Origin of the sequence: Tropicimonas sediminicola (assembly GCF_900188335.1) — a bacterium.
In the GTDB taxonomy this organism is placed as follows: Bacteria; Pseudomonadota; Alphaproteobacteria; order Rhodobacterales; family Rhodobacteraceae; genus Tropicimonas; species Tropicimonas sediminicola.
In genome coordinates, this window is sequence record NZ_FZOY01000014.1 from 1 (window position 1) to 24,088 (window position 24,088).

Annotated in this window: 24 protein-coding genes; 12 read left to right on the forward strand and 12 right to left on the reverse strand. The window is 67.2% G+C overall.

Annotated elements, in window-relative coordinates; genetic code table 11:
- Nucleotides 1-197: 197 nt before the first annotated feature.
- A complete protein-coding gene (gene mgrA / locus CHB86_RS22715) occupies nucleotides 198-1,229 on the forward strand; it encodes an L-glyceraldehyde 3-phosphate reductase (RefSeq protein WP_089235412.1) in 1,032 nt (343 codons plus the stop codon).
- A gap of 9 nt (nucleotides 1,230-1,238) precedes the next feature.
- Here the strand turns inward: mgrA and CHB86_RS22720 are convergent, their stop codons facing one another.
- The 3 genes from CHB86_RS22720 to CHB86_RS22730 form a co-directional block, all read right to left on the reverse strand.
- A complete protein-coding gene (locus CHB86_RS22720; RefSeq protein ID WP_089235413.1) occupies nucleotides 1,239-1,904 on the reverse strand; it encodes an SOS response-associated peptidase in 666 nt (221 codons plus the stop codon).
- A gap of 44 nt (nucleotides 1,905-1,948) precedes the next feature.
- Entirely contained in the window at nucleotides 1,949-3,034 is a 1,086-nt protein-coding gene (locus CHB86_RS22725) for a polyamine ABC transporter substrate-binding protein (RefSeq protein WP_089235414.1), read from the reverse strand.
- 113 nt (nucleotides 3,035-3,147) lie between these two features.
- Nucleotides 3,148-4,746: a bifunctional metallophosphatase/5'-nucleotidase gene (locus CHB86_RS22730; protein ID WP_089235415.1), complete on the reverse strand. Its 1,599-nt coding sequence runs from the start codon at nucleotides 4,744-4,746 to the stop codon at nucleotides 3,148-3,150.
- A 147-nt stretch (nucleotides 4,747-4,893) separates the two neighbouring features.
- Here CHB86_RS22730 and CHB86_RS22735 point away from each other — a divergent pair, with 147 nt between their 5' ends.
- From CHB86_RS22735 to CHB86_RS22745, 3 genes are all read left to right on the forward strand, one after another.
- The gene (locus CHB86_RS22735; RefSeq protein WP_089235416.1) at nucleotides 4,894-5,232 is read left to right on the forward strand and encodes a DUF952 domain-containing protein; all 339 of its coding nucleotides are present in this window, start codon (nucleotides 4,894-4,896) and stop codon (nucleotides 5,230-5,232) included.
- Nucleotides 5,229-6,269, forward strand: a complete 1,041-nt coding sequence (locus CHB86_RS22740; protein ID WP_089235417.1) for a quinone-dependent dihydroorotate dehydrogenase — start codon at nucleotides 5,229-5,231, stop codon at nucleotides 6,267-6,269. Before CHB86_RS22735 ends, CHB86_RS22740 begins: the two co-directional genes overlap by 4 nt.
- A gap of 133 nt (nucleotides 6,270-6,402) precedes the next feature.
- A complete protein-coding gene (locus CHB86_RS22745; RefSeq protein WP_089235418.1) occupies nucleotides 6,403-6,732 on the forward strand; it encodes a nuclear transport factor 2 family protein in 330 nt (109 codons plus the stop codon).
- An 18-nt stretch (nucleotides 6,733-6,750) separates the two neighbouring features.
- Here the strand turns inward: CHB86_RS22745 and CHB86_RS22750 are convergent, their stop codons facing one another.
- Genes CHB86_RS22750 through CHB86_RS22760 form a run of 3 tightly spaced genes read right to left on the reverse strand, consistent with a single transcriptional unit; the run spans nucleotide 6,751 to nucleotide 9,009 of the window.
- Nucleotides 6,751-8,082 (reverse strand): MATE family efflux transporter, encoded by a 1,332-nt coding sequence (locus tag CHB86_RS22750; protein ID WP_089235419.1) that lies wholly within the window; start codon nucleotides 8,080-8,082, stop codon nucleotides 6,751-6,753.
- On the reverse strand, nucleotides 8,075-8,584 hold the full coding sequence (locus tag CHB86_RS22755) for a PaaI family thioesterase (RefSeq protein WP_089235420.1): 510 nt from the start codon (nucleotides 8,582-8,584) through the stop codon (nucleotides 8,075-8,077). The genes CHB86_RS22750 and CHB86_RS22755 overlap by 8 nt, the downstream gene beginning before the upstream one ends.
- Entirely contained in the window at nucleotides 8,581-9,009 is a 429-nt protein-coding gene (locus CHB86_RS22760) for a PaaI family thioesterase (RefSeq protein WP_089235459.1), read from the reverse strand. Before CHB86_RS22760 ends, CHB86_RS22755 begins: the two co-directional genes overlap by 4 nt.
- Nucleotides 9,010-9,184: 175 nt before the next feature.
- Between CHB86_RS22760 and CHB86_RS22765 the strand changes: the two genes are divergently transcribed.
- The 7 genes from CHB86_RS22765 to CHB86_RS22795 all read left to right on the forward strand — a co-directional run bounded on the left by CHB86_RS22765 (nucleotide 9,185) and on the right by CHB86_RS22795 (nucleotide 16,547).
- Nucleotides 9,185-9,523, forward strand: coding sequence for a MerR family transcriptional regulator (locus tag CHB86_RS22765; RefSeq protein WP_386076064.1), 339 nt, complete (start codon nucleotides 9,185-9,187; stop codon nucleotides 9,521-9,523).
- Nucleotides 9,524-9,741: 218 nt separating this feature from the next.
- Complete coding sequence (locus CHB86_RS22770; RefSeq protein WP_089235460.1) at nucleotides 9,742-10,140, forward strand: MerR family transcriptional regulator; 399 nt, start codon at nucleotides 9,742-9,744, stop codon at nucleotides 10,138-10,140.
- Between the two features lie 33 nt (nucleotides 10,141-10,173).
- Complete coding sequence (locus CHB86_RS22775) at nucleotides 10,174-11,952, forward strand: acyl-CoA dehydrogenase C-terminal domain-containing protein (protein ID WP_089235422.1); 1,779 nt, start codon at nucleotides 10,174-10,176, stop codon at nucleotides 11,950-11,952.
- 16 nt (nucleotides 11,953-11,968) lie between these two features.
- Nucleotides 11,969-12,181 carry a hypothetical protein gene (locus CHB86_RS22780; RefSeq protein ID WP_089235423.1) on the forward strand — a complete coding sequence of 71 codons (213 nt, stop codon included), beginning with the start codon at nucleotides 11,969-11,971 and terminating at the stop codon, nucleotides 12,179-12,181.
- A gap of 262 nt (nucleotides 12,182-12,443) precedes the next feature.
- Nucleotides 12,444-13,079 carry a glutathione S-transferase family protein gene (locus tag CHB86_RS22785; RefSeq protein WP_089235424.1) on the forward strand — a complete coding sequence of 212 codons (636 nt, stop codon included), beginning with the start codon at nucleotides 12,444-12,446 and terminating at the stop codon, nucleotides 13,077-13,079.
- A gap of 15 nt (nucleotides 13,080-13,094) precedes the next feature.
- Complete coding sequence (locus CHB86_RS22790) at nucleotides 13,095-14,306, forward strand: acetyl-CoA C-acetyltransferase (RefSeq protein WP_089235425.1); 1,212 nt, start codon at nucleotides 13,095-13,097, stop codon at nucleotides 14,304-14,306.
- Between the two features lie 42 nt (nucleotides 14,307-14,348).
- On the forward strand, nucleotides 14,349-16,547 hold the full coding sequence (locus tag CHB86_RS22795; RefSeq protein ID WP_089235426.1) for a 3-hydroxyacyl-CoA dehydrogenase NAD-binding domain-containing protein: 2,199 nt from the start codon (nucleotides 14,349-14,351) through the stop codon (nucleotides 16,545-16,547).
- Nucleotides 16,548-16,662: 115 nt separating this feature from the next.
- Here the strand turns inward: CHB86_RS22795 and CHB86_RS22800 are convergent, their stop codons facing one another.
- Nucleotides 16,663-17,343, reverse strand: coding sequence for a Hint domain-containing protein (locus CHB86_RS22800; protein ID WP_176442993.1), 681 nt, complete (start codon nucleotides 17,341-17,343; stop codon nucleotides 16,663-16,665).
- Between the two features lie 334 nt (nucleotides 17,344-17,677).
- On the opposite strand from CHB86_RS22800, the gene CHB86_RS22805 reads away from it, so the two are divergent.
- Nucleotides 17,678-18,694: a hypothetical protein gene (locus CHB86_RS22805; RefSeq protein ID WP_089235428.1), complete on the forward strand. Its 1,017-nt coding sequence runs from the start codon at nucleotides 17,678-17,680 to the stop codon at nucleotides 18,692-18,694.
- Nucleotides 18,695-18,816: 122 nt separating this feature from the next.
- Here CHB86_RS22805 and CHB86_RS22810 read toward each other — a convergent pair whose 3' ends face one another.
- From CHB86_RS22810 to CHB86_RS22830, 5 genes are all read right to left on the reverse strand, one after another.
- Entirely contained in the window at nucleotides 18,817-19,863 is a 1,047-nt protein-coding gene (locus CHB86_RS22810) for an SPOR domain-containing protein (RefSeq protein WP_141134970.1), read from the reverse strand.
- Nucleotides 19,864-19,957: 94 nt separating this feature from the next.
- Nucleotides 19,958-20,590: a uracil phosphoribosyltransferase gene (gene upp / locus CHB86_RS22815; RefSeq protein ID WP_089235430.1), complete on the reverse strand. Its 633-nt coding sequence runs from the start codon at nucleotides 20,588-20,590 to the stop codon at nucleotides 19,958-19,960.
- Nucleotides 20,583-21,569, reverse strand: coding sequence for an adenosine deaminase (locus CHB86_RS22820; RefSeq protein ID WP_089235431.1), 987 nt, complete (start codon nucleotides 21,567-21,569; stop codon nucleotides 20,583-20,585). Before CHB86_RS22820 ends, upp begins: the two co-directional genes overlap by 8 nt.
- Nucleotides 21,569-22,780, reverse strand: coding sequence for a phosphopentomutase (locus tag CHB86_RS22825; RefSeq protein WP_089235432.1), 1,212 nt, complete (start codon nucleotides 22,778-22,780; stop codon nucleotides 21,569-21,571). The genes CHB86_RS22820 and CHB86_RS22825 overlap by 1 nt, the downstream gene beginning before the upstream one ends.
- Nucleotides 22,777-24,087, reverse strand: coding sequence for a thymidine phosphorylase (locus CHB86_RS22830; protein ID WP_089235433.1), 1,311 nt, complete (start codon nucleotides 24,085-24,087; stop codon nucleotides 22,777-22,779). The genes CHB86_RS22825 and CHB86_RS22830 overlap by 4 nt, the downstream gene beginning before the upstream one ends.
- Between the last annotated feature and the right edge of the window lies 1 nt (nucleotide 24,088).

Sequence of the window (24,088 nt, forward strand, 5' to 3'; positions counted from 1 at the left end):
AGAAAAAATCCAAAAACTCTCAATACGATATCCCAAACATAAAACAGCCCCAGTTGGACAAAACCCAACCAGGGCTGTTCCCGTCTCACGGGTAGTGATCGCATTTCAGGACCAACTTGAAATCCTCCGATGTTTTCGCGAGGGTGCCGCGTGACAGGGTGCGAATTTCCGCGCCAGCAATCCCGGGAGAGAGAGTCATGACCTATGTCGCCGCCGCCGACCGTTACGAGCGTATGAAATACCGCCGTTGTGGCCAGTCCGGACTGTTGCTGCCCGCGATCTCGCTCGGGCTCTGGCACAATTTCGGACACGACACTCCGCACCAGACCAAGCGCGATATCTGCCGCACGGCCTTCGACCACGGGATCACCCATTTCGACCTGGCGAACAACTACGGCCCGCCTCCCGGTTCGGCCGAGGAAGCCTTCGGCGAGCTGCTGCGGACCGATTTCCGCGACCACCGGGACGAGATGATCATCTCGTCCAAGGCCGGTTACCGGATGTGGGACGGGCCCTATGGGGAGATGGGCAGCCGGAAATACCTGATCGCGAGCTGCGACCAGAGCCTGAAGCGGATGGGGATCGACTATGTCGACATCTTTTATTCTCACCGCTTCGACCCCAACACGCCGCTGGAGGAGACCATGGGGGCGCTGGCCGACATCGTGCGTGCGGGCAAGGCGCTCTATGTCGGGGTTTCATCCTACAATTCGGCGCGGACGCGGGAAGCGGTGGCGATCCTGAAGGATCTCGGCGTGCCCTGCCTCATTCACCAGCCGAGCTATTCGATGCTCAACCGCTGGGTCGAGCGTGACGGGCTGCGGGAGACGCTGTCCGAACTCGGCGTCGGCTCCATCGCTTTCTCGCCGCTGGCGCAGGGGATGTTGACCAACAAGTATCTCAAGGGCGTGCCCGAGGGCAGCCGGGCGACCAAGGGTGGCTCGTTCCGGGACGGGTTCCTGACCGAAAGCGCGCTGCAGAGCATCCGCAACCTCAACGCGCTGGCGGAAAGCCGGGGGCAGACCCTGGCCCAGATGGCGATTGCCTGGGTGCTACGCGGTGGCGGGATCACCACGGCACTGATCGGGGCCAGCAGGCCCGAGCAGGTGGTGGATTGCGCGAAGGTGGTGGAGAACCTCGAGTTCACCGAGGAGGAACTGGCCGAGATCGACCGCCTGTCCTCGGAAGAGGACATCAACATCTGGGCGCAATCCTCGGAAGGCGTCTGAGCCGTCGCGTCAGGCGGGGAGCGGGGCGATCAGCTCCGCTCCCCGCGCGCGGTTGGAATTGACAACCGGATCGACGCGGTGCCAGGCGAGGCTGCCTTCGGGCGCCGGGCGCATCAACCGCGCCGCGCCCTTGCCGGCCTCGCCGAGCCACATCGGCCAGTCCGCCGGATCCAGGATCACCGGCATCCGGTGGTGCAGGCTTTCCATCCCGTTGCCCGCCTCGCAGGTCACGATGGCGAGCGTGGTCAGCCGATCGCCCTCCCGCTCCCAGTCCTGCCAGATCCCCGCCATCACCATCGGCGCGGTGCCGGCGGGGTGGATGTACCAGGGAAGGCGCTCGCCCTCGGGGCCTTTGGTCCATTCATAGAAACCGTCAGCCGGCACCAGGCAGCGGCACTCGCGCACGGCGGTGCGGAAGGCGGGTTTCTCGGCGATCGTTTCGGCACGGGCGTTGATGAGCAGGGGGCCGTCGGTCGGGCTCTTGTACCAATGGGGCAGGAAGCCCCAACGCATGGCGCGGAGCCGGCGCTGGCCGCTGTCGGAGACCGCAACGGCGAGCTGGTTGGTCGGGCAGATGTTGTAGCGCGACTCGTCCGGCAGGTCGTTGGACGGCACGGCATCGAAGAGCCGTGCCATTGCGTCCACGGGCATGGTGTTCACGAGGCGTCCGCACATGAAACCAGTCTAGGCGATCCCGGCCCCGAAGGGCAGGGGGCCGATCAGATGCCGGACTTGATCTTTGTCCAGAGCCGTGTGCCGAGGCGCAGCGTCTTGGGATCCCAGCCGTTGAAGACCCAGAGCGACTCGAGTGTCTCGCTGTCGGGGTAGATCGCCGGGTCGCCGATCACCTCTGCCTCGAGGAACTCCTGTGCCGGCAGGTTGCCGTTCGCGTAATAGACGTAGTTGGAGACGGCCGCGATGTTCTCCGGGTCGAGCATGAAGTTCACGAAGGCATGGGCGGCGTCGGAGTTCGGCGCGTCGGCCGGGATCGCCATCTGGTCGAACCACATGGCCGAGCCTTCGCGGAACGCGTGATAGGCGATCTCGACGCCGTTGTCGGCCTCGTCGGCCCGGTCGCGCGCCTGCAGGATGTCGCCGGACCAGCCGACGGCCACGCAGATCTCGCCGTTGGCGAGGGCGGTGATGTACTCGGAGGAGTGGAACTTGCGCACGTAGGGGCGCACCGCCGCAAGCACCTCTTCGGCGGCGTCGAAGGCGGCCTTGTCCTTGGAATTCGGGTCGAGGCCGGCGTAGTTCATCGCGGCGGGGATCATCTCGACCGGCGCGTCGAGGAAGTAGACGCCGCAGGCGCTGAGCTTTTCCATATTGGCCGGGTCGAAGACGAGCGCGAGGCTTTCGACCGGCGCGTCGGTGCCGAGGGCCTCGGTCACCTTGGCGACGTTGATGCCGACGCCGGTCGTGCCCCAGAGATAGTTGACCGAATAGGCATTCCCGGGGTCGAAATCGGCGGTGCGGTCAGTGATAAGGTCCCACTGGTTGCCGGCATTGGGCAGCTTGGCGGGGTCGAGTTCCTGGAACGCGCCGGCCAGGATCTGACGGCGCAGGAAGCTGTCGGACGGGACGACAACGTCGTAGCCGGAACCGCCGGCGAGCAGCTTCGTTTCGAGGATCTCGTTGGAATCGAAGACGTCGTAGACGACCTTGATGCCGGTCTCGTCCTGGAACTTCTGCAGCAACTCGCTGTCGATGTAGTCGGACCAGTTGTAGACGTGGACTTCGTCTGCCCGGGCGCCGGTGGCGGCGAGGGACAGGGCGGCTGTCAGGCAAAGGACTTTGGAAGGCATGGTCTTGGCACTCTGGCAGCTGGAATCAGGTGTGGGGAGCCGGACCGGAAGGGGCCGGTCCGGCAGGGGCGCGGATGCCCCCGCCGGACCGGATTGTCAATCGATGGATCGGGTCAGTCGACCTCGGTGATCCGCCCGTCGAGATAGGGCTCGTAGGGGCCCTTCTCGGCAAGGTAGTCGGCCACCACGACTTCGAGGCCGGGGCCGAAGTCATAGGCGTTCATGCCGTTGTCGGCGAAGATCCGGTAACCGTCGCCGCCGGAGCGCATGTAGTTGTTGGACACGACTCCATAGACCTTCTCGGGGTCGAGCGGCGCCCAGGCGTCGCCTTCCATGACCTGCACCTCGAGCACACGGCTGCCGGGCTCGGATTCCTTGTCCCAGGTGTATTTCATGCCGGAGACCTGCGGGAAGCGGCCGGCGCCTTCCTCGACCTGGCTGAGGCCGTTCTCGAGCGCGGCGATCACGTCAGCGCCGGTGAGTTCGAAGGTCGCGATGGTGTTCTGGAACGGAAGCACGGTCAGCACCTCGCCCATCGTCACCTCGCCGCCGTCGATCGAGGCACGAAGGCCGCCGCCGTTCTGGATCGCGATCTGCACGCCCTGGTCGCGGACGCGGTCCAGCATGGCGTCGGCCACGAGGTTGCCCATCTGGCATTCCATGGCGCGGCAGTTCTCGCGGCTGCCGTCGATGATGTCGGAGCTTTCGGCGACGACCTTCTGCTTGATCTCCTCGATCGGGCCGGCGAGTTCCTTCACACGGGCTTCGATCTCGGCGTTCTTCTCGACGGAATTGTCGATCAGGATGGTGTCGCCGGCGGCGTAGACCAGCTTGCCGTCGTCGTCGAAAGTCGCCTCGAGATGGCCGAGGTATTTCGAATAGGCATAGGCCTGCACGACCGGAACCAGCGTGCCGTCTTCCTGGCTGACCCAGGTCGGGTAGGCGCCGGCGCGACTGGGGTCGGTGGCCGAGAGATAGGTGTGCGAGTGCCCGCCGACGATCAGGTCGATCCCGGGCACGGCGCGGGCGATCTCGATGTCCTTGGGCAGGCCGACGTGGGTCAGCGCGATGATCTTGTTGACGCCCTCGGCTTCCAGCGCAGCGACATCGGCGGTGAGCGCCGCGATCTCGTCCTCGAAGCCGACGTTGGGGCCGGGCGAGGCGGTTTCGGCTGTGTCGGTGGCCAGCGCGGAAACGAGGCCGATCTTTTCGCCGCCCACTTCGAGCACGACGGCGTTGCCGATCTTGTCCTTCAGCAGGTCTTCCTTGGTGAGGTCGAGGTTGCCCGAGATGATCGGGAAGCTCACCTTGTCGGCGAAGGCGGAGAGCGCCGCGGGACCGTCGTCGAACTCGTGGTTGCCCACGGCCATGGCGTCGAAACCGATGGCTTCCATGAACTCGGCCTCGGCCGCGCCCTTGTAGGTGGTGTACATCAGCGAGCCCTGGAACTGGTCGCCCGCGTCGAGGGTCACGACGTTCTGGCCGTCAAGTTCGGCGCGCTTGCTGTCGATCAGGGTCTTGAGCCGCGCGACACCGCCGAAGCACGCGCCTTCCGTCTCGTCCTCGGCCGAGCAGGTCGAGTCGTACTTGTTGATCGACTCGAGGCGGCTGTGCAGGTCGTTGATGTGAAGAATGTGCAGCGTGTAGTCGGCGGCGGCCGGGCTGGCGAGCAGCGCGGTCGCGGCAACCGTGGTCAGAAAACGCGTGGGCATCAAGAATCTCCCGGTTGAAGTTTTGCACAGATTGGACGGCCTTGACCGGCGGGTCAAATCCCAAGCGTGTGCGTGACGATAGGGAAAGGTGCCCTGCCCGGGCCGCCGATGCTTGACCGCGCGGCCCGCAGCGGGCAGAGGTCTCGCATGCTGGTATTCAAGATCTTCCGCCGTGCCGAGTGGGAATCCTTTCGCAAGGAAGGGCAGACCCTGGGCGCGCCCGTCGACCTCGCCGATGGCTTCATCCACCTGTCCACCGCGAGCCAGGTCGCGGAGACCGCGGCGAAGCATTTCTCGACCGAGAGCGATCTCGTGCTGGTGGCGGTCGACACCGACCGGCTCGGCGCGGAACTCCGCTGGGAGCCGTCGCGCGGCGGGGCGCTGTTCCCGCATCTCTACCGGGCGCTGAAGAGCGGCGACGTGGTCTGGGACAAGTCCCTGCCGCTGGGCGCCAGCGGACATATCTTTCCCGAGGGCGTGGTGTGAGCTGGTACGACGAGGCGGGCCTGCGCCTGATCCGGATGTTCGATCCCGAAACCGGCCACGGGCTGTCGCTGCGTGCGCTGAACGCGGGGCTGGTGCGCCTGCCGGGGCAGATCACCTCGCCGCGGCTGCGGGTGCAACTGGCCGGGCTCGACCTGCCGAACCCGGTGGGGCTCGCGGCGGGGATGGACAAGAACGCTGTCGCGCTCGGTCCGCTCTCACGGGCGGGGTTCGGTTTCCTCGAAGTCGGGGCGACGACGCCGCGGCCGCAGCCGGGCAACCCGAAGCCGCGGCTCTTCCGCCTGCCGGAGGACCATGCCGTCATCAACCGGTTCGGCTTCAACAACGAGGGCATGGCGGCGATGGCCGCGCGGCTGGAGAAGCGGCCGCAGGGCACGGTGATCGGGCTGAACCTCGGGGCCAACAAGGACAGCGCCGACCGGGCGGCCGATTTCGCCACGGTGCTGGAGACCTGCGGGCCGATGCTCGATTTCGCGACCGTCAACGTCTCCTCGCCCAACACCGAGAATCTGCGGGACCTGCAGGGCAAGGCGGCGCTCGAGGCGCTGTTGCGCGGCGTGCTCGGGGTGCGTGACGGGCTGGCGCGGCCGATCCCGATCTTCCTCAAGATCGCGCCGGACCTGACCGAGGCCGAGATCGCCGACATCGCGACCGTTGCCGGGCAGGTCGGCATCGACGGCATCGTCGCCACCAACACCACGCTCTCCCGCGAGAGGCTGCGCGGGGCCCATGCCGCCGAGACGGGCGGGCTTTCGGGCGCGCCGCTGTTCGAGAAATCCACCGCCGTGCTGGGCCGGCTCCATGCGGAGACCGGCGGGGCGATCCCGCTGATCGGCGTCGGCGGCGTCGGCTCGGGCGCGCAGGCCTATGCCAAGATCCGCGCCGGGGCGACGGCGGTGCAGCTCTACACCGCGCTGGTCTATGGCGGGATCGGGCTGGTGGAGACGATCCTGCGCGATCTGGAGGCGCTGCTGAAGCGTGACGGCTTTGCCACCGTCGCCGAGGCGGTGGGCGCCTGAGCCCCGCAGGGCGCATATCGGTCCGATACCTCACCTGTGCTATACTTCTCCCCGTTGCCACGTCGACGGGCGCGCCCGTCCGTAACGAGTCTCCAACAAGAAGTCGGATCTGACTGGCAAGGGGAGGACCACCATGGCCGTATTCGAGAAGATGGCTGCCGCGAGACGCGCTCGCGACGTGAAGGCCTATACCGATCTGATGGCGGAAGATTGCGTTTTCGTGCGGCACCAGAGCGGCACGACGATGAACAAGGCCGAGATCACCGATCTGCTGGACAACATGATGCAGAACGGCGGCAATTTCGGGGAGGAGCGCTGCGTCTACGAGAACGACGACATCATGGTCGTCCACTCGATCAACGATTATCCCGACGGGTCGCGCGAGGCCGTTCTGGCGGCCTACAGCCTGAAGGACGGCAAGATCACCCGGCTCGAGACCGGCGCCACGCCGCTCAAGGCCTGATCGCCGGGCGGGCCGCGGTCAGCCGACGACCGCGGTCCGCTCCAGCGCGCCGTAGCGGGTGCCGAGCGTCGCGCCACGTGCGACGAAGGAGATCAGCAGCGCCATCCAGAGCCCGTGGTTGCCGAAGGCCGGCATCAGGACGGCCAGCGCGGCGCCGTAGATCGCCACCGAGACGATCATCATGTTGCGCATGTCCCGCGAGCGGGTGGCGCCGATGAAGATGCCGTCGAGCATCCAGGCCGGCCCGCCGAGCAGCGGCGCGAGCGCCATCCAGGGCAGGTAGAGCCGTGCGGCCGCGCGCACGTCCTCGGCGGTGGTCATGGTGTCGATGATCGCGCCGCCGAAGAGCGCGAAGGCAAGCGAGAGCACCACGCAGCAGCCGATGCCCCACTGGCTTGTCGCGATCGCGCTCCGGCGCAGCAGGTCGCGACGGTGCGCCCCGAGCGCCTGCGCGACCAGCGCCTCGGCGGCGAAGGCGAAGCCGTCCATCGCGTAGGCGGTGACCTCGAGGAACTGCAAAAGCACCTGGTTGGCGGCCAGCTCCACGTCGCCCAGATCGGCGCCGTAGAACAGGAACGAGACGAAGACGATCTGCAGCAGCAGCGAGCGGATCAGGATGTCGGTGTTGACCGAGGCCATGTGGACCAGCCGTTCGCGGTCGAAGACCCGGCCCGGATCGCGCCAGGAGGGGATCGCGAAGGCGTCGCGGCACAGCCAGATGGCCAGCGCCATGCCCGACCATTCGGCGATGAAGGTCGCATAGGCCACGCCCTGGACGCCCCAGTCGAAGCCGAGAACGAAGAGGAAATCGAGCCCGATGTTGAGGCCGTTCATGGCGAGCTGGATCGCCAGAACGGAGCGCGTGCGCTCCTGCGCGATCAGCCAGCCGGTGAAGCCGAAGACGGCGATGGCGGCAGGCGAGGACCAGACGCGGATCGACATGTATTGCCGGGCCAGCGTCTCGACCTCCTCCGAGGCGGGCGAGATCATGAAGGCGCCGGCAAAGATCGGCTTCTGCAGCAGGATCAGGACAAGCCCCGCCGTCCAGGCGATCAGGATCGCACGGGTGAGGAGCGCCGCGACCTCGGCCGAATTGCCGGCGCCATGCGCCTGGCCCACCAGCCCGGTTGTGCCCATCCGCAGGAAGCCGAAGATCCAGTAGATCGTGGTCAGGATGATCGCGCCGATGCCGACCGCGCCGATCGGGGCGGCTTCGCCGAGCTGACCCACGACGCCGGTGTCGACAATGCCGAGGATCGGCACGGTCGCGTTGGAAAGCACGATGGGCAGCGCCACCGCGAGGATGCGCCGGTGAGAGACCGGTCCCGTTCCGAGCGCCGCGTCAGTCACGGGTGGGCATCAGGAAGTGGCCGGTGGCCTGCGCGAAGAGGCGCGCGCGGTTGTCCTGCCAGGCCTCCACGTGGACGCTGGCGTAGCGGCGGCCGGAGCGGTTGACGCGGGCGCGGGCATAGGCGTCGCGCGGCAGGCCGGTGCGCAGGTAGTCGACGGTCATGTCGATGGTCTTTGGCAGGCGCGGCATCCAGTCGGGCCCGATCTCGGCGAGGTCGACGGCGCCGGTCTCGATCTCTTCCCACAGGATCGACCAGCCGAGGCCGACGATGGCCGTGACCTCCAGGAAGGACGCCGTCGCCCCGCCGTGCAGCGCCGGCAGCACCGGGTTGCCGATATGGGCATCGCGATAGGGCAGGATCGCGGTGAGCTCGTCGCCCTTGCGGTCGAACTCGATCCCGAGAAACGAGATGTAGGGCACGCCGGCGACCAGCGCATGCAGCGCCCGGTCGCGCCGTTCCTTGACCACCTGGACCGGTTCCGGGCGGTTCGCGCCGCTCATGACCTTGCCTCCTTCCGCTGGAAGGTGAAGGCGCCGACCGAGGAGGCCACCTGCGAGCCGTCCTCCTCGTCCATCGCGGTGGCGCGCACGAAGGCCACGGTGCGGGTGGTGTGGTAGCAGAAAGCCTCGCAGGTGATCCGCTGGCCGGGCCGGGCGGGGCGCATGTAGTCGATCCGCAGGTCGAGCGTCGCGGTCACGCCGGAGCCGCCCTTGGCGGACATCACCGACGCGCCGCTCGTGGTGTCCATCAGGGCCGAGACCGCCCCGCCGTGGATCACCCCGGTCCGCGGATCGCCGATCAGCCGTTCGTCATAGGGCATGGAGATGATCGCATGCCCCTCGCCGATCGCCTCCAGCTTCATCCCGAGGGCCTTCGAGAAGGGCAGGGCCTCGATGAAGGTCCGGCTGCTTATGGTGCTGTCCATCGGCTCGCTCCGCATTGCGATTCCTCCTGCGCTTATCAAGTTCAGCGAGGCCTCGCGCAAGGGCGGGAATCCTGTTCTTCCCCCATTGAACATTGCTCACGGGAGGCTTACCCTTGGGTAAAGAGGCAGCAGGGAGTGGTTCGGGGTGCCTGGATCTAGGCTCAGTTTCAAGGAAATGTGCGCGAAGTTCGAGGTGACGCCCCGGACGTTGCGGTACTATGAGTACATCGAGCTTCTGCAACCGGAAAAGGACGGCCGCACGCGGTGGTATCACCCGCGCGAGGTGGCCCGGATGACGCTGATTCTGCGTGGGCGGAGGTTCGGGTTCAGCCTTGAGGAGATCCGCCAGTGGCTGCTCATCTACGAGGAACACGGAACCGGCCCGCAGCTCGATGCCTGGGTCGAACTCGCCGACCGGCAGCTTGCCGACCTGCGCCGACAGCAGGCGGAGCTGGCCGAAACCATCGCCGACCTTCAACAGCTTCGGGACCAGACGGCCGGCGTAAAGACATGATCGGACTGCAGCAGTCCGGCGTGAGATCGGGCCCCGAAACCCATTCGGCAAGCACGACGGCCATCCCGTTCGGGACCGGTTCGCCAGCCAGCCAATTCTTGAGAGATGAGGTGTGACGCAGCGTTTGGCTTACGCGCACGTCAAGCCTTGATGTAGGAAGACCCCGAACGCAAACCGGGGTCATATTGGAAATCCGCGGACGGCGGAGAAAGATGACGATGACCGAAGACCTGATGACAATCCGGGAAATGTGCGACGCTTACGATGTAACGCCGCGCACGTTGCGTTTCTACGAGGCGAAGGAACTGCTGTTCCCCATCCGCCAGGGCACCAAGCGGCTGTTCACCCGCCGCGACCGCGCCCGGCTCAAGCTGATCCTGCGCGGCAAGCGCTTCGGCTTCAGCCTGGAGGAAATCCGGCAGCTTCTCGACCTCTACGACATTGGCGACCAGCAGGTCACCCAGCTCTCCAAGACCTACGAGCTGGCCACCGCACGCCTGGCCGACATGGAGCGTCAGCGCAGCGAGCTTGACGAGGCGATCGACGAGCTCAAATCCCAGCTGGACTGGGGCAAGCAGATGCTCGAGTCGCTGACCTCCAAGGAGGCGGCGGAGTAATCACTGTGATACCCCGAGGGAGGACACCGAGAAATGCCGAGCTACACGGCCCCTGTGAACGACATTCAATTTGTCCTGCACGCGCTGCTGAAGGCATCCGCGCAGGACATTCCCGGCTACGACGAGCTTGAGGCGGACTTCACCGCCGCCGTGCTCGAAGAGGCCGGAAAGATTGCCGGAAACGTGCTCGCACCGCTGAATGCCGTGGGCGACGCGGAGGGCTGTGTGCTCGAGAACGGTGTTGTCCGCACCCCCTCGGGGTTCAAGGACGCCTTCGAGCAGATGAAACAGGGCGGCTGGACCGCGCTGGACTGCGACCCCGAGTATGGCGGGCAAGGCATGCCCGTCCTCCTCGGAACCGCTGTCGGGGAGCTGTTCTCCGGCGCGAACCAGGCCTTCACCATGTACCAGGGCCTGACCCATGGCGCCTATTCGGCGATCCATGCCCACGGCTCGGATGCGCAGAAGGCCAAGTGGCTGCCGAAGATGGTCTCCTGCGACTGGACCGGCACCATGAACCTGACCGAGCCGCATTGCGGCACGGATCTCGGCCTGATGCGCACCAAGGCAGTGCTGCAGGAGGACGGGTCCTACCGGATCTCGGGCCAGAAGATCTTCATCTCCGCCGGCGACCACGACATGTCGGAGAACGTCGTCCACCTCGTGCTGGCCAAGATCCCCGGCGGGCCGGACGGCATCAAGGGCGTCTCGCTCTTCATCGTGCCGAAGTTCCTCGTCGATGACGAAGGCAACATCGGCGCCCGCAATGGCGTGTCCGTCGGCAAGCTCGAAGAGAAGATGGGCATCCACGGCAACTCGACCTGCGTCATGAACTACGACGAGGCCGAGGGCTACCTGCTGGGGCAGGAGCACAAGGGGATGCGGGCGATGTTCACCATGATGAACGAGGCCCGTCTCGGGGTGGCGATGCAGGGCATGGCCCAGGCCGAGGCCGCCTACCAGAACGCGGTGATCTACGCCAAGGACCGGCTGCAGGGTCGTGCCGTCACCGGCGCGGAGAACCCCGACGGGCCGGCCGATCCGCTGATCGTGCACCCCGATATCCGCCGCAACCTGCTTGATCAGAAGAGCTTCATCGAGGGCGCGCGCGCCTTCATGCTCTGGGGGGCCTACCTGCTCGACAAGTCCCACCGCTCCGGCGATGCCGAGGCCGAGGGGCTGATCTCGCTGCTGACCCCGGTGCTCAAGGGCTTCCTGACCGACAAGGGGCTGGACATGACCGTGCAGGCCCAGCAGGTCTATGGCGGCCACGGCTACATCGAGGAATGGGGCATGTCGCAGTTCGTCCGCGACGCCCGCATCACCCAGATCTACGAAGGCGCCAACGGCGTCCAGGCGCTCGACCTCGTGGGCCGCAAGCTCGCCGCGGACGGCGGCAAGCACGTGATGGGCTTCTTCGAGCTGGTGAAGGGGTTCATCAAGGAGAACGAGGGCGACGAGGCGCTGAAGAAGGATTTCCTGGAGCCGCTGAAGTCGGCCAGCAAGGATCTTCAGGCCGCGGGGATGTTCTTCATGCAGAACGGCATGAAGAACCCGAACGCCGCGCTCGCCGGGTCCTATGACTTCATGCACCTCTTCGGCCATGTCTGCCTTGGCCTGATGTGGGCTCAGATGGCGAAGGCCGCGACCGAGGCGCTCGCCTCGGGCGAGGGCGATGCGTCCTTTTACGAGACCAAGCTGGCCACCGGCCGCTACTACATGGCCCGCCAGCTACCGGCCACCAAGATGCACCTCGCGCGCATCGAGAGTGGCGCCGCGCCGGTGATGGACCTGGCCGCCGAGGCCTTCTGAACCGGAAAGGACGCACATGCCCAAACGCCTGCACTTCACCCGCCGCCTGAATGTCGCCATGAGCGAGGATGCCTACCGCACCCTCCGGCGCTTCTCCGAGGAGGCGGGGCTTTCGCAGGACGAGGCGCTGTGCTTCCTCTTCGAGCATTTCGGCAGCGTCACCGATGACGAGGCGCTGCCGCACCGGCTGCGTCTGTTCAAGGCGGAGCTGCCGGACAGAAAACGCTGACCAAGGAACATCGGATAGGGAGGAACGCCTTCGGCGAGGGTATTTTCGCCAAGAAGATCAAGGATTGCACCCTGCCCCCGGCCGGTTCACGGATCCGGGCCGCACGCGGGGCCTGCGGGGCAGGGCGTCTCCTTGGGCGGTCATCGGCTCCCCAGCCTGTACCGCCCGGTCAGCCTAGGCCGAACGCGGTTAACGGCGCGTTTCCCGTTCTTCTTCTTGGTCCAAATACCCAAATCCGACGGCGCGGCCAGGAGAAACGTGCATGACGATCAGACTCTACTGCTTTGGTGAATCCGGCAACGCCTACAAGGCGGCGCTGACGCTGGAGCTGTCCGGGCTCGAGTGGGAGCCCGTCTACGTGGACTTCTTTCACGGCGAGACGCGGACGCCGGAGTACCGGGCGCTCAATCCCATGGGGGAGGTGCCGGTGATGGTGGACGGCGATCTGACGCTGACGCAGTCGGGCGTGATCCAGGATTACGTGGTCGGCAGGTCGGGCAAGCTCGGCTGGCGCGACGAGGCGGAGCGCCGGGAGATCCTGCGCTGGGTGCTGTTCGACAACCACAAGAATTCCGGTGTCGGCGGGCCGGTCCGGTTCAACATGAACTTCCTGCCCGAGGACAAGCGCAACGACGACGTCAACGCCTACCTCGTCGCGCGGCACGGCTCCGCGATGAAGGTTCTGGACGGTTGCCTCGAGGGGCGGGACTGGCTGGTGGGCAATGGGCCCACGATCGCCGACATCGCCAATTGCGGCTACCTCTTCTATCCCGAGCCCTTCGGTTTCGACCGGACGGCCTATCCCAACATCGACGCCTGGCTGGACCGCATCGCGGGCCTGCCCGGCTGGAAACACCCCTACGACCTGATGCCCGGCTCCCCTGCGGACCGGGCCTGAGAGGAAGGATCAGACATGACCGAAGCCTACATCTACGACGCCGTGCGCAGCCCGCGCGGCAAGGGCCGGAAGGACGGGTCGCTTCACGAGGTGACGGCGGCGCGGCTTTCGGCGCAGATGCTCAACGCGATCAAGGAGCGCAACGGTCTCAAGGGCCATGCGGTGGAAGACGTGATCTGGGGCAACGCGACCCAGGTGATGGAGCAGGGCGGCTGCCTGGCGCGGACGGCCGTGCTGGCCTCCGACCTTGACGAGCGCATCCCCGGCCTCTCGATCAACCGGTTCTGCGCCAGCGGCATCGAGGCGGTGAACCTTGCCGCCAACCAGGTACGCGGCGGCGCGGGCGAAGCCTATATCGCCGGCGGGGTCGAGATGATGGGCCGCGTGGCGATGGGATCGGACGGGGCGGCGATCGCCGTCGACCCCTCCATCGCCATGGAGACCTATTTCGTGCCGCAGGGCATTTCGGCCGACATCATCGCGACCGAGTACGGCTTTACCCGCGATGACGCGGACGCGCTGGCGGTCGAGAGCCAGCGCCGCGCCAAGGCGGCCTGGGACGATGGGCGTTTCGCGAAATCCATCGTGCCGGTGCGGGACCAGAACGGGCTGACCATTCTCGATCACGACGAATACATGCGCCCCGGCACCGACATGCAGGCGCTTGGCGCGCTTAACGCTTCCTTCGAGCAGATGGGCAAGGTGATGCCCGGCTTCGACAAGGTGGCGCTAATGAAATATCCGCACCTGGAGGAGATCCGCCACATCCACCACGCCGGCAATTCCTCGGGGATCGTGGACGGCTCGGCGGCGATCCTGATCGGCTCCAAGAAGTTCGGCAAGAAGCACGACCTGAAGCCGCGTGCGCGGATCCGCGCCACGGCCAAGATCGGCACCGACCCGACGATCATGCTCACCGGCCCGGTGCCGGCGACCGAGAAGATCCTGGCCGACAGCGGCATGAAGATCGGCGACATCGACCTGTTCGAGGTCAACGAGGCGTTCTCCTCGGTGGTGCTGCGCTTCCAGCAGGCCTTCGACGTCTCGCCCGAGGTCGTCAACGTCAACGGCGGCGCCATCGCCATGGGGCACCCGCTGGGGGCCACCGGCGCGATCATCATCGGCACGCTGCTCGACGAGCTGGAGCGCAGCGACAAGGAGGTGGGCCTCGCCACCCTCTGCGTCGCCTCCGGCATGGGCGCCGCGACGATCATCGAGCGGGTCTGACCCCGCGCAGCCGAAGCGATACAGGATCAAGGAACACGCGATATGAGCGATTTTTCCATGAATGTCGGCGCCGACGGCGTCGCGATCATCACCTGGGACACCCAGGGCAAGTCCATGAACGTGATGAGCGAGCAGGGGTTCATCGACCTCGACGCGCTGATCGACCAGGTGCTGGCCGACGAGGCCATCAAGGGCGCCGTCATCACCTCCGGCAAGGAGGGCAGCTTTGCCGGCGGGATGGACCTCAACGTCATCGCCCGTATGAAGGAAGCCGGGGGCGACGATCCGGCGGCGTCGATCTTTGACGGGATCATGAAGATCCACTCCATTCTGCGGAAGATCGAACGCGCGGGCATGGACCCCAAGACCAACAAGGGCGGCAAGCCGATCGCCGCGGCGCTTCCGGGCACCGCGCTCGGCATCGGGCTGGAGATTCCGCTCTCCTGCCACCGCATCTTTGCCGCCGACAACCCGAAGGCCAAGATCGGCCTGCCGGAGATCATGGTCGGCATCTTCCCCGGCGCCGGCGGCACGACCCGTCTGGTGCGCAAGCTGGGCGCGATGGGCGCCTCGCCGCTGCTGCTGGAAGGCAAGCTGAACGACCCGAAGAAGGCGAAATCCGCCGGCGTGGTCGACGAGGTGGTGGCTCCGGAGGAGCTGCTCGACAAGGCCCGCGACTGGGTGCTGTCGGAGCCGAAGATCGTCAAGCCGTGGGACGAGAAGGGCTACAAGATGCCCGGCGGCGCGCCCTATCACCCGGCGGGCTTCATGACCTTCGTGGGGGCCTCCGCGATGGTGAACGGCAAGACGCAGGGCGTCTATCCGGCGGCCAAGGCGCTTCTGTCGGCGGTCTACGAGGGGGCGCTGGTGCCCTTCGATACCGCGCTGAAGATCGAGGCCCGCTGGTTTACCAACGTGCTCCTGAACCCGTCGTCCTCGGCGATGATCCGGTCGCTGTTCATCAACAAGGAAGCGCTGGAGAAGGGGGCGAACCGCCCCGACCAGCCCGATCAGAAGGTCTCCAAGGTGGGCGTGCTCGGCGCGGGCATGATGGGTGCGGGCATCGCGCTGGTCTCGGCGCAGGCCGGCATCGACGTGGTGCTGCTCGATCAGGACCAGGCCGCGGCCGACCGCGGCAAGGCCTATACCGAGAGCTATGCCGACAAGGGCATCAAGCGCGGCAAGACCACGCCGGAGAAGAAGCAGGCGCTGCTCGACCGGATCACGGCGACCACGGATTACAACGCGCTCGCAGGTTGCGACCTGATCATCGAGGCCGTGTTCGAGGATCCGGGCGTGAAGGCCGAGGTCACCGCCAAGGTCGAAGCGGTCGTCGGCGAGGACTGCATCTTTGCCACCAATACCTCGACCCTGCCGATCACCGAGCTGGCCAAGGCCAGCAAGCGGCCGGAGCAATACATCGGCATCCACTTCTTCTCGCCAGTCGAGCGGATGCTGCTGGTGGAGATCATCAAGGGCAAGGAAACCGGGGATCGCGCTGTTGCCAAGGCGCTCGACTACGTGCGGCAGATCAAGAAGACGCCGATCGTGGTCAACGACGCCCGGTTCTTCTACGCCAACCGGTGCATCATCCCCTACATCAACGAGGGCATCCGCATGGTCGCCGAGGGGGTGAACCCGGCACTGATCGAGCATGCCGCGAAGCTGGTGGGCATGCCGCTGGGGCCGCTGCAGCTGGTGGACGAGACCTCCATCGACCTCGGCGTCAAGATCGCCAAGGCGACGCGGGCGGCGATGGGCGATGCTTATCCCGACGGCGCGGTGGACGAGGTGGTGTTCTGGATGGCCGACGAGGGCCGGCTGGGTCGCAAGGCCAAGGCGGGGTTCTACGAGTATGACGAGGCCGGCAAGCGGCAGGGGCTGTGGAAAGGGCTCGAGGAGAAATATCCCCGTGCCGAGGAGCAGCCCGAGCTGATCGAGGTGCAGCACCGGCTTCTGTTCATCCAGACGCTGGAAGCGGTCCGGGCGCTGGAAGAGGGCGTGCTGGAGGACATCCGCGAAGGCGATGTCGGCGCGATCCTTGGCTGGGGCTTCGCCCCCTGGTCCGGCGGCCCGTTCTCCTGGCTCGACATGCTGGGAACGCCCTACGCTGCGGCACGCACGGCGGAGCTGGCCGAGACGCATGGCGCGCGGTTCGCGACGCCGGCGCTGCTGGAAGAGATGGGCCGCAAGGGCCAGACCTTCTACGGCCGTTTCGGAGATGCGGCGCGGGCGGCCTGAGGGCCGCGCATATCAAGTACGAAAAACGGCGCGCCGATATGGCGCGCCGCTCCCCAAGTGCGGTGTTGGCTGTCGCTGGGCTGCTCGTTTGTCTTGCCGGGTAGGGTTCGGTGCCTCAGGCGTGGTGCGGGGATGGGGATCCGCGGAACTGGCGCTTGGCCAGCTCCGCTTCCATGCCAGCGCCTGCCACGACCATCTGCGCGGTCTCCTTGGGCAGCACCTTGTAGCGCGGTTGCGACGTTCCCCAGATCGCGTCCTCGATCGTTTCGGGCGTCGTATGGCGGTCCGCAGGGCAGAGCGCGACGGCGTTGCCCTCGATATAGATCATCTGGTCTTCTTCGAAACTCAGGGTGACGAGCACCACCGGATCTTTCGGCAGCACGCGGCGGGCACCCTGCATCCGCATCATGTGGCTGGCGTCGACCAGGGCGAACGGGTCGCCAAGGACGCTCTCGGCCAGGTCGCTTTCGACAACCAGGGCCTGGCCTTCCGGCACCAGAAGGGCGCGACGGTTGCCCACGGCGCCCTCGGGGAGCGACAGAAGCGGCGCGACGGAATGGATCGGCGAGGGTTTCAGGGCGTGTTGCCGGCGGGTGACGCCGGTGACCGTCCGGACGCCGTCATCGAAGGTGACCAGCTTGTCGCCTGCCGAGATGGTTTCGGCGAGGCGCCATCCCTCGGCTGTTGCGACCAGCGTCCCGGCTGTCAGGCCGCCCGTCATCTCGGGCAACATGGCCGCCGCGGATTTGCGGGGGGCGGAGGAGTATCCGGATTTTCCGTAAAGCCAATCCAACATGCGATCCATCCTGTCCTGCGGGTCGGGAGTGGCCGACCGCGGTTAACCTTAAGAAAGCCTTATTGACCCGACGTGAATTCGGTCAGATCACGTCCAAAATGAGGCATTGTTTCCCTTTTGCGGATACTGAATGGGCGCACGCTACCATTGATGCTGTAAATGGTCCGTTAACCTAACCATAGAGCAGGGTCTCCATCGCCCGGCTAGGTAAATCTACCAACCCCGGATGACACAGATTCGCCCGTCTTTTCCGGTGGATCCCGGACGGCATACGGCCGATTGTTCCCGCCTGCCGTGTGGGCTATCCTCGCGGCAACACAGGCAGAGCAGTTCAATGACAGCGCTCAAGCAATACGCCAGGCTGGAATGCCCGGGCGTCTGGCGACCAGACCCTGACGTCCAGAGGCAGAATGTCATCGTCTCCTTCGGCGATGCATCGCTGGTGATTGCCGATCAGAAGGGTATGGCGCTCAGCCATTGGTCGCTGGCGGCTGTCGTGCGGGTCAACCGTGGCGAGATGCCGGCGCTCTACACGCCCTCCGCCGAGGGGACCGAGACGCTCGAAATCGACGACGAGACGATGATCGACGCCATCGAACAGGTGCGCGGCGCGATCCAGAAGTCCAGGCCCCGGCGCGGGCGGCTGCGCCTGCTGCTGCTGGCTGGCCTGGGCGCGGGGATGCTGGCGGCAGGAGCTCTCTGGCTGCCGGGCGCGCTGTTGCGCCATACGCTGAGCGTGGTGCCCGAACCCACCCGGATCGAGATCGGCACGCGGCTGTTCACCGCGATCGGTCGGGTTTCGGGGGCGCCATGCCGCTCGCCGCGGGGCGATCAGGCGCTGGCTCGGCTGTCTTCGCGGCTGCTCGCCCCCGGCGGCGGCGGGCTGCTGGTGGTGCCCGGGGGCATCCCCGACACGATCTCGCTGCCCGGCGGCGCGATGCTGGTGCACAGCCGGCTGGTCGAGGATCACGAGACGCCGGATGTCGTGGCGGGGTTCATCCTGGCCGAGGACGTGCGGCGCGGGCTGCATGACCCGCTGGCGGATCTGTTGAGAGGGGCGGGGCCCGGGGCGATCTTTCGCCTGCTGACCACCGGCCACCTGCCCGACGCGGCTCTCAGGGACTACGCGGAGACGCTGACCGCGGCGACGCCGGAGCGCGTGCCGGACGCCCTGCTGATCACGCGGTTCGAGCAGGCGGCGCTGCCATCGACGCCCTATGCCTATGCGCTGGACGTCACTGGCGAGACCACGCTGAACCTGATCGAAGCCGATCCGATGCGCGGCGGCGGAGCGCGGACCGTGCTGGACGATGGCGACTGGGTCGCCCTGCAGGGGATCTGCGGCAGCTGACCCGAGGCCGATACCCACCACCCTGAACGGCGACGCCCCGCCCTCTTGTCGGAGGGCGGGGCGTTAGCCTGGATGAGACCTGCTTCGGTTCTCTGTTCTTCTTCTTGGTTGTTATCTGGGATCTATTGCCTCGGGAATGCGTCCTCGAACCCGGCGCGGCGGGCGGTAAGGACCGCTGCCTGCACCTGTTGGCCGGTGTCGAACGGACCGGCAAGGACAACCTGGAGCTGCCGCCCGCCGCTTGTGACGGGCGCGGTGCTCACGGGCAGTCCGGAGTTCTGCAGCCGCAGGGCGGCGGCGCGGACGTTGTCGGGCGAGGCGAAGGTGCCGACCTGGACGTAGCGATGGCCGGCCATAGCCGCGGGCGACTTGGACGAGGTGCGCATCTGCGTCTGCGGGGCGGGCTGGGTCAGGTACCGGCCCTTGTCCGGGTCCACGAGGTCCTGCGGCACATTCCGGGTCCAGACCCGGTTCATCTCGGCATCGCCGGTGGCCGTGCGCGGGCCGCGGTTCGGATTGTAGCGGCCTTTCTCGAAGGCGTATTCGTAGCCGCTCGGCGGGGTCGGAAGGCCATAGACCGGCTTGGCCGCGCTCGCCGGCGCCGCGGCGGCGACGGGCACCCGGCGCGTGCCGGACTGGTCGAGATAGACGTAGCTGACCTTGGCGCGGGGTGTCCCCGGCACGTTCGCGCAGCGCAGGGAGACGTTGGGCTTGGCGGTGTAACGATAGGTCACCGGCTGCATGCCCGGGCATTCGACGCGGATCAGTTGCGGCTCCGCCTTGGGTGCCGCAACCGGCGCCGGGCTCGGCGTGGCCACGGGCTTGGGGGCTGCGGCGACTGTCGTGGTCGGCTTGGCGGGGGCGGGTTTCGCGGGCTGCGGCGCGGGCGCGGCTGCAACCGGCGCGGGCGTGGACGGCGCCTTGGTGAAGGTCGGCTCCATGCCGCAGACCGGCTGCCGCTCCCGCGTCACGCGCGGCACCCAGGTCACCTGTCCGTCCAGCGTGGCGCGCACGAAGACGCAGCCGTCGCTGTCCACGAACTGAGGACCGGTGAAACTGGCAGGCGGCGCTTCGGCCGGCGCGCCAACCGCGCCCAGCACTGCTACCGGATAGGTACCCACGGCGATGGCAGTCGCCCGCAGGGCCATGGAAATAGCCCGGAAATTCATCACTGTCCCCACAAGATGTTGCGGGCGAGGATGCCGGAGGACCCTATTTGAGTAAAGTCTTTTTTGTTGCGGATTTGCCGCTGATTCGCAGGTGCTATTTGGTGCCGAACATCCGGTCGCCGGCGTCGCCGAGACCGGGGACGATATAACCGTGATCGTTCAGGTGGTTGTCGAGCGAGGCGGTGACGATGGGCACATCGGGATGCGCCTCCTTCATCCGGGCGACACCCTCGGGCGCGGCGAGGAGGCAGAGGAAGCGGATGTTGGTCGCGCCGGCCTTTTTCAGCAGGTCGATCGCCGCGGCCGAGGAGTTGCCGGTCGCGAGCATCGGGTCGACCACGATGATCAGGCGGTCGGCGAGATCCTCGGGCACCTTGAAGTAGTACTGCACCGGCTGCAGCGTGTCCGGGTCGCGGTAGAGCCCGACAAAGCCCACGCGCGCACCGGGGATGAGCTCGAGGATTCCGTCGAGCAGCCCGTTGCCGGCCCGCAGGATCGAGATCAGCGCCATCTTCTTGCCCGATAGCTTGGGCGCCATCATCTTGCAGAGCGGCGTCTCGATCTCGACCTCTTCCATTTCCATGTCGAAGGTCACCTCGTAGGCGAGCAGCTGGCTGATCTCGCGCAGCAGCTGGCGGAACTTGGCGGTGGAGGCGTCCTTCTCCCGCATCAACGTCAGCTTGTGCTGCACCAGCGGGTGGTCCACGACGGTCAGGTGGTCATACATCGGCTGCCTCCAGTCTCTTGAGGATCTTGTCACGCGTTCCGGCATCGCAGAAGGCGGCCTCGGCGGCAACCCGGTTGAGCGCGGCAAAATCCGCCACGTCCCATCCGAAGGCATCGGCGAGGCGCTCGTATTCGTGCGTCATGGTGGTGTGGAAGAAGGGCGGGTCGTCGGTGGAAATCGTGACCTTTACCTCACGCTCCCGCAGCTTCTCGATCGGGTGGGCGCGCCAGTCGGGGTAGAGGCCGAGCGCCACGTTGGAGCCCGGGCAGACCTCGAGAACGATGCCGCGCTCGGCAAGGTCGTCCACCAGCGCGAGGTCCTCGATGGCGCGCACGCCATGGCCGATCCGCTCGACGCCGAGATCCTCGATCGCGGCGCGCACGCTCTCCGGACCGCCGAACTCGCCCGCATGACACGTCAGCCGCAGGCCGGCTTCGCGGGCGCAGTCGAAGGCCCAGGCGAAATCGCCCGGCTTGCCCACGGCCTCGTTGCCGCCCATGCCAAGCCCCACGATCCACTCCCCCGCCGTCTCGGCGGCGCAGATCGCGGGGGCCTTGGCGCGTTCGGGGCCGAAATGGCGGATCGGGGTGACAATGCCTTTCAGGATGATGCCGTCGCGCGCCTCGGCCCGCGCCGAGGCTTCCTCCATCGCGGCGAGATACTCGCGCCAGGCGGCAAGGTCGCCGCCACCGCAGAAGTCGGGCGACACGAAGGTTTCGGCATAGATCACGCCCTGGCTGGCCAGTTCCTCCAGCACGGTCGTGACCAGCCGCCCGTAGTCTTCCGGCGTCCGGATCACCGAGGTCGCGGCCTCGTAGACGCGCAGGAAATCGACGAACCCGTCGTAGGCATAGGCGCCGGACTCGCTGAAGATACCGCTCAGGTCCTCCTTCTTCTCGGCCGCGAGGCCGCGCACGAAGGACGGTGGGGCCGCCCCTTCGAGGTGAAGGTGCAGTTCTACCTTGGGAAGATCGCGCATCAGAGGAAACTCCGTCCCGGGCCACGGGAGGGCACGCCGAGATGGGCCGCGACGCTGGCCGCGACATCGGCAAAGGCGACCTGGCCGATGGAGCCCGCGCCGACGCCCGCGCAGAGCACCGGCACGCGCTCCCGCGTGTGGTCGGTGCCTGTCCAAGTCGGGTCGTTGCCGTGGTCGGCGGTGAGCAGCAGCAGGTCGCCTTCGCGGAGTTTCGGCAGCAGCCGCCCGATGCACGCGTCGAACCATTCCAGCGCGGCGGCGTAGCCCGAGACATCGCGGCGGTGGCCGTAGAGGCTGTCGAACTCGACGAAATTGGCGAAGGTCAGGCTGCCGTCCGGGGCCTCGTCGACGAAGTCGAAGAGGTGGTCCATCAGCACTGCATCGCGCCCCTTGCGGACCTCGTCGATGCCCTGCATCGAGAAGATATCGCCGATCTTGCCGACCGCCTGAACGCGCCGGCCCGCGCCCTGCACCCAGTCGCACAGCGTGGGCTCGGGCGGGGCGATTGCGTAGTCGTGGCGGTTGGTGGTGCGGGTGAAGCCCTCCTCCGCGGAGCCGACGAAGGGGCGGGAGATCACGCGGCCGACCTTCATCTGGTGCAGCATCGGCGCGAGGGTCTTGCAGAGGTCCTGCAGCCGCGCCTCGCCAAAGGTTTCCTCGTGGGCGGCGATCTGGAACACGCTGTCGGCGGAGGTGTAGCAGATCGGCCAGCCGGTCCTCATGTGCTCGGCCCCGAGATCGGCGAGGATCCGGGTGCCTGAGGCATGGCAATTGCCGAGGATGCCCTCCGTCCCCGCCGCCTCGCAGGCCGCGCGGGTGACCTCCTCCGGAAAGGCCGGGTGGGTGTTGGGGAAATAGTGCCAGTCCCACGGAACCGGCACGCCGGCGAGTTCCCAATGGCCCGAGGGCGTGTCCTTGCCGGGCGAGACCTCTGTCGCGGCGCCGAAGCGGCCGGTGGGGGCTGCGTCCAGCCCCGGCGCGCGCTCGCCCGAAGCCAGGCGGACCGCTTCGCCGAGCCCGAGCGCATCCAGCACCGGCATCTTCAGCGGGCCGCTGCGGCCCTCCTCGGCCCGGCCCTCGGCGCAGGCCTGCGCGATGTGGAGCAGGGTGTTGGCCCCGGTGTCGGGCGTGGCGCCATTGAAGAACTCCGCCGCATCGGGCGCGCCGCCGCACCCGACGGAATCCATAACCACAAGGAAGGCGCGGGTCATGGCTCGATCCTTTCATGCACCAGCGGGGGCGTGTCCACGCCCGCGTCGCCGATCTCGTAGGCGGCCCGGATCGCCGCCTCGGCGGCATCGGCGTCGGCCTCGCTCGCGGCATGGACCTGTGCCAGCGGCCAGCTCTGCGAGACCTCGGTGCCGATGCGGGCGAGCCGGTCGAAGCCGACCGAGGGGTCGAGCACGTCGCCCTCCCGCAGCCGCCCGCCGCCGAGGTGCACCACCGCCATTCCGACCGCGCGGGTGTCGACGCTCTGAACGATGCCGGCGTGCTCGGGGAAGACGTCGCGCACCACGGGCGCCTGCGCCAGGTAGCGCCGCCATCCGCCGACGAAATCCGAAGGCCCGCCGAGCGCCGCGATCATCCGCTCGAAGCTTTCCACGGCGCGGCCGGAGCGCAGCGCCTCCTCGATCTTCGCTTCGCCGTCCACGCTGTTGTCGGCCAGCCCGCCGAGCGCCAGCAGGCACCCGCCAAGTTGCACGGTGAGCTGCCAGAGCGGCTCGGTCACGGCCTCGCCGGTCAGCAGGCGCATGCATTCGGCCACCTCGAGCCCGTTGCCGGCGCTGTCGATCAGCGGCTGGCTCATGTCGGTGATGAGCGCCGCCGTGCGGCAGCCCGCCCCCGTCGCGGTGCCGACCAGCGATTGCGCCAGCGCGCGGGCGCTCTCCGCGTCGGGCATGAAGGCGCCGGAGCCGACCTTGACGTCGAGCACCAGCCCCTCGAGCCCGGCGGCGAGCTTCTTCGACAGGATCGAGGCGGTGATGAGGTCGATGCTCTCGACCGTGCCGGTCACGTCGCGGACCGCGTAGAGGCGCTTGTCGGAGGGCGCGATTTCGGCCGAGGCGCCGACGATGGCGCAGCCGATGTCGCCCACGATCTCGCGCAGGCGGTCCTGGGTGACCTCGGCGGTGTAGCCGGGGATTGCCTCCAGCTTGTCGAGTGTGCCGCCGGTATGGCCCAGCCCGCGCCCGGAGATCATCGGCACATAGGCGCCGCAGGCTGCCAGCGCGGGCGCGAGCGGCAGCGACACCGCGTCGCCGACGCCGCCGGTGGAATGCTTGTCGAGGACCGGGCCGGGCATGTCCCAGCTCAGCACCTCGCCGCTGTCGCGCATCGCCTCGGTGAGCGCCACGCGGGCCTTGACCGACAGCGGCGCGCGGCAGATGCCCATGGCAAAGGCGCCGACCTGCGCATCGGTCACGGCGTCCGCGCCGATTGCCTTGCCGAACCAGGCCACCTGCTCAGGCGTGGGCGGCTCGCCCTGGCGGAGATGGCCGAGGATATCCTTGGCGTCCATG

Excerpts from the sequence above, each read along its gene's own strand:
- CHB86_RS22735 (WP_089235416.1), top strand. The coding sequence starts at position 4,894 with ATGCTGGTATTCAAGATCTTCCGCCGTGCCGAGTGGGAATCCTTTCGC.
- CHB86_RS22810 (WP_141134970.1), bottom strand. The coding sequence starts at position 19,863 with ATGAATTTCCGGGCTATTTCCATGGCCCTGCGGGCGACTGCCATCGCC.
- CHB86_RS22730 (WP_089235415.1), bottom strand. The coding sequence starts at position 4,746 with ATGCCCACGCGTTTTCTGACCACGGTTGCCGCGACCGCGCTGCTCGCC.
- CHB86_RS22725 (WP_089235414.1), bottom strand. The coding sequence starts at position 3,034 with ATGCCTTCCAAAGTCCTTTGCCTGACAGCCGCCCTGTCCCTCGCCGCC.
- upp (WP_089235430.1), bottom strand. The coding sequence starts at position 20,590 with ATGTATGACCACCTGACCGTCGTGGACCACCCGCTGGTGCAGCACAAG.
- CHB86_RS22825 (WP_089235432.1), bottom strand. The coding sequence starts at position 22,780 with ATGACCCGCGCCTTCCTTGTGGTTATGGATTCCGTCGGGTGCGGCGGC.
- CHB86_RS22820 (WP_089235431.1), bottom strand. The coding sequence starts at position 21,569 with ATGCGCGATCTTCCCAAGGTAGAACTGCACCTTCACCTCGAAGGGGCG.
- CHB86_RS22795 (WP_089235426.1), top strand. The coding sequence starts at position 14,349 with ATGAGCGATTTTTCCATGAATGTCGGCGCCGACGGCGTCGCGATCATC.
- mgrA (WP_089235412.1), top strand. The coding sequence starts at position 198 with ATGACCTATGTCGCCGCCGCCGACCGTTACGAGCGTATGAAATACCGC.
- CHB86_RS22755 (WP_089235420.1), bottom strand. The coding sequence starts at position 8,584 with ATGAGCGGCGCGAACCGCCCGGAACCGGTCCAGGTGGTCAAGGAACGG.
- CHB86_RS22745 (WP_089235418.1), top strand. The coding sequence starts at position 6,403 with ATGGCCGTATTCGAGAAGATGGCTGCCGCGAGACGCGCTCGCGACGTG.
- CHB86_RS22760 (WP_089235459.1), bottom strand. The coding sequence starts at position 9,009 with ATGGACAGCACCATAAGCAGCCGGACCTTCATCGAGGCCCTGCCCTTC.
- CHB86_RS22720 (WP_089235413.1), bottom strand. The coding sequence starts at position 1,904 with ATGTGCGGACGCCTCGTGAACACCATGCCCGTGGACGCAATGGCACGG.
- CHB86_RS22800 (WP_176442993.1), bottom strand. The coding sequence starts at position 17,343 with ATGTTGGATTGGCTTTACGGAAAATCCGGATACTCCTCCGCCCCCCGC.
- CHB86_RS22765 (WP_386076064.1), top strand. The coding sequence starts at position 9,185 with ATGTGCGCGAAGTTCGAGGTGACGCCCCGGACGTTGCGGTACTATGAG.
- CHB86_RS22830 (WP_089235433.1), bottom strand. The coding sequence starts at position 24,087 with ATGGACGCCAAGGATATCCTCGGCCATCTCCGCCAGGGCGAGCCGCCC.
- CHB86_RS22775 (WP_089235422.1), top strand. The coding sequence starts at position 10,174 with ATGCCGAGCTACACGGCCCCTGTGAACGACATTCAATTTGTCCTGCAC.
- CHB86_RS22805 (WP_089235428.1), top strand. The coding sequence starts at position 17,678 with ATGACAGCGCTCAAGCAATACGCCAGGCTGGAATGCCCGGGCGTCTGG.
- CHB86_RS22770 (WP_089235460.1), top strand. The coding sequence starts at position 9,742 with ATGACCGAAGACCTGATGACAATCCGGGAAATGTGCGACGCTTACGAT.
- CHB86_RS22785 (WP_089235424.1), top strand. The coding sequence starts at position 12,444 with ATGACGATCAGACTCTACTGCTTTGGTGAATCCGGCAACGCCTACAAG.
- CHB86_RS22780 (WP_089235423.1), top strand. The coding sequence starts at position 11,969 with ATGCCCAAACGCCTGCACTTCACCCGCCGCCTGAATGTCGCCATGAGC.
- CHB86_RS22790 (WP_089235425.1), top strand. The coding sequence starts at position 13,095 with ATGACCGAAGCCTACATCTACGACGCCGTGCGCAGCCCGCGCGGCAAG.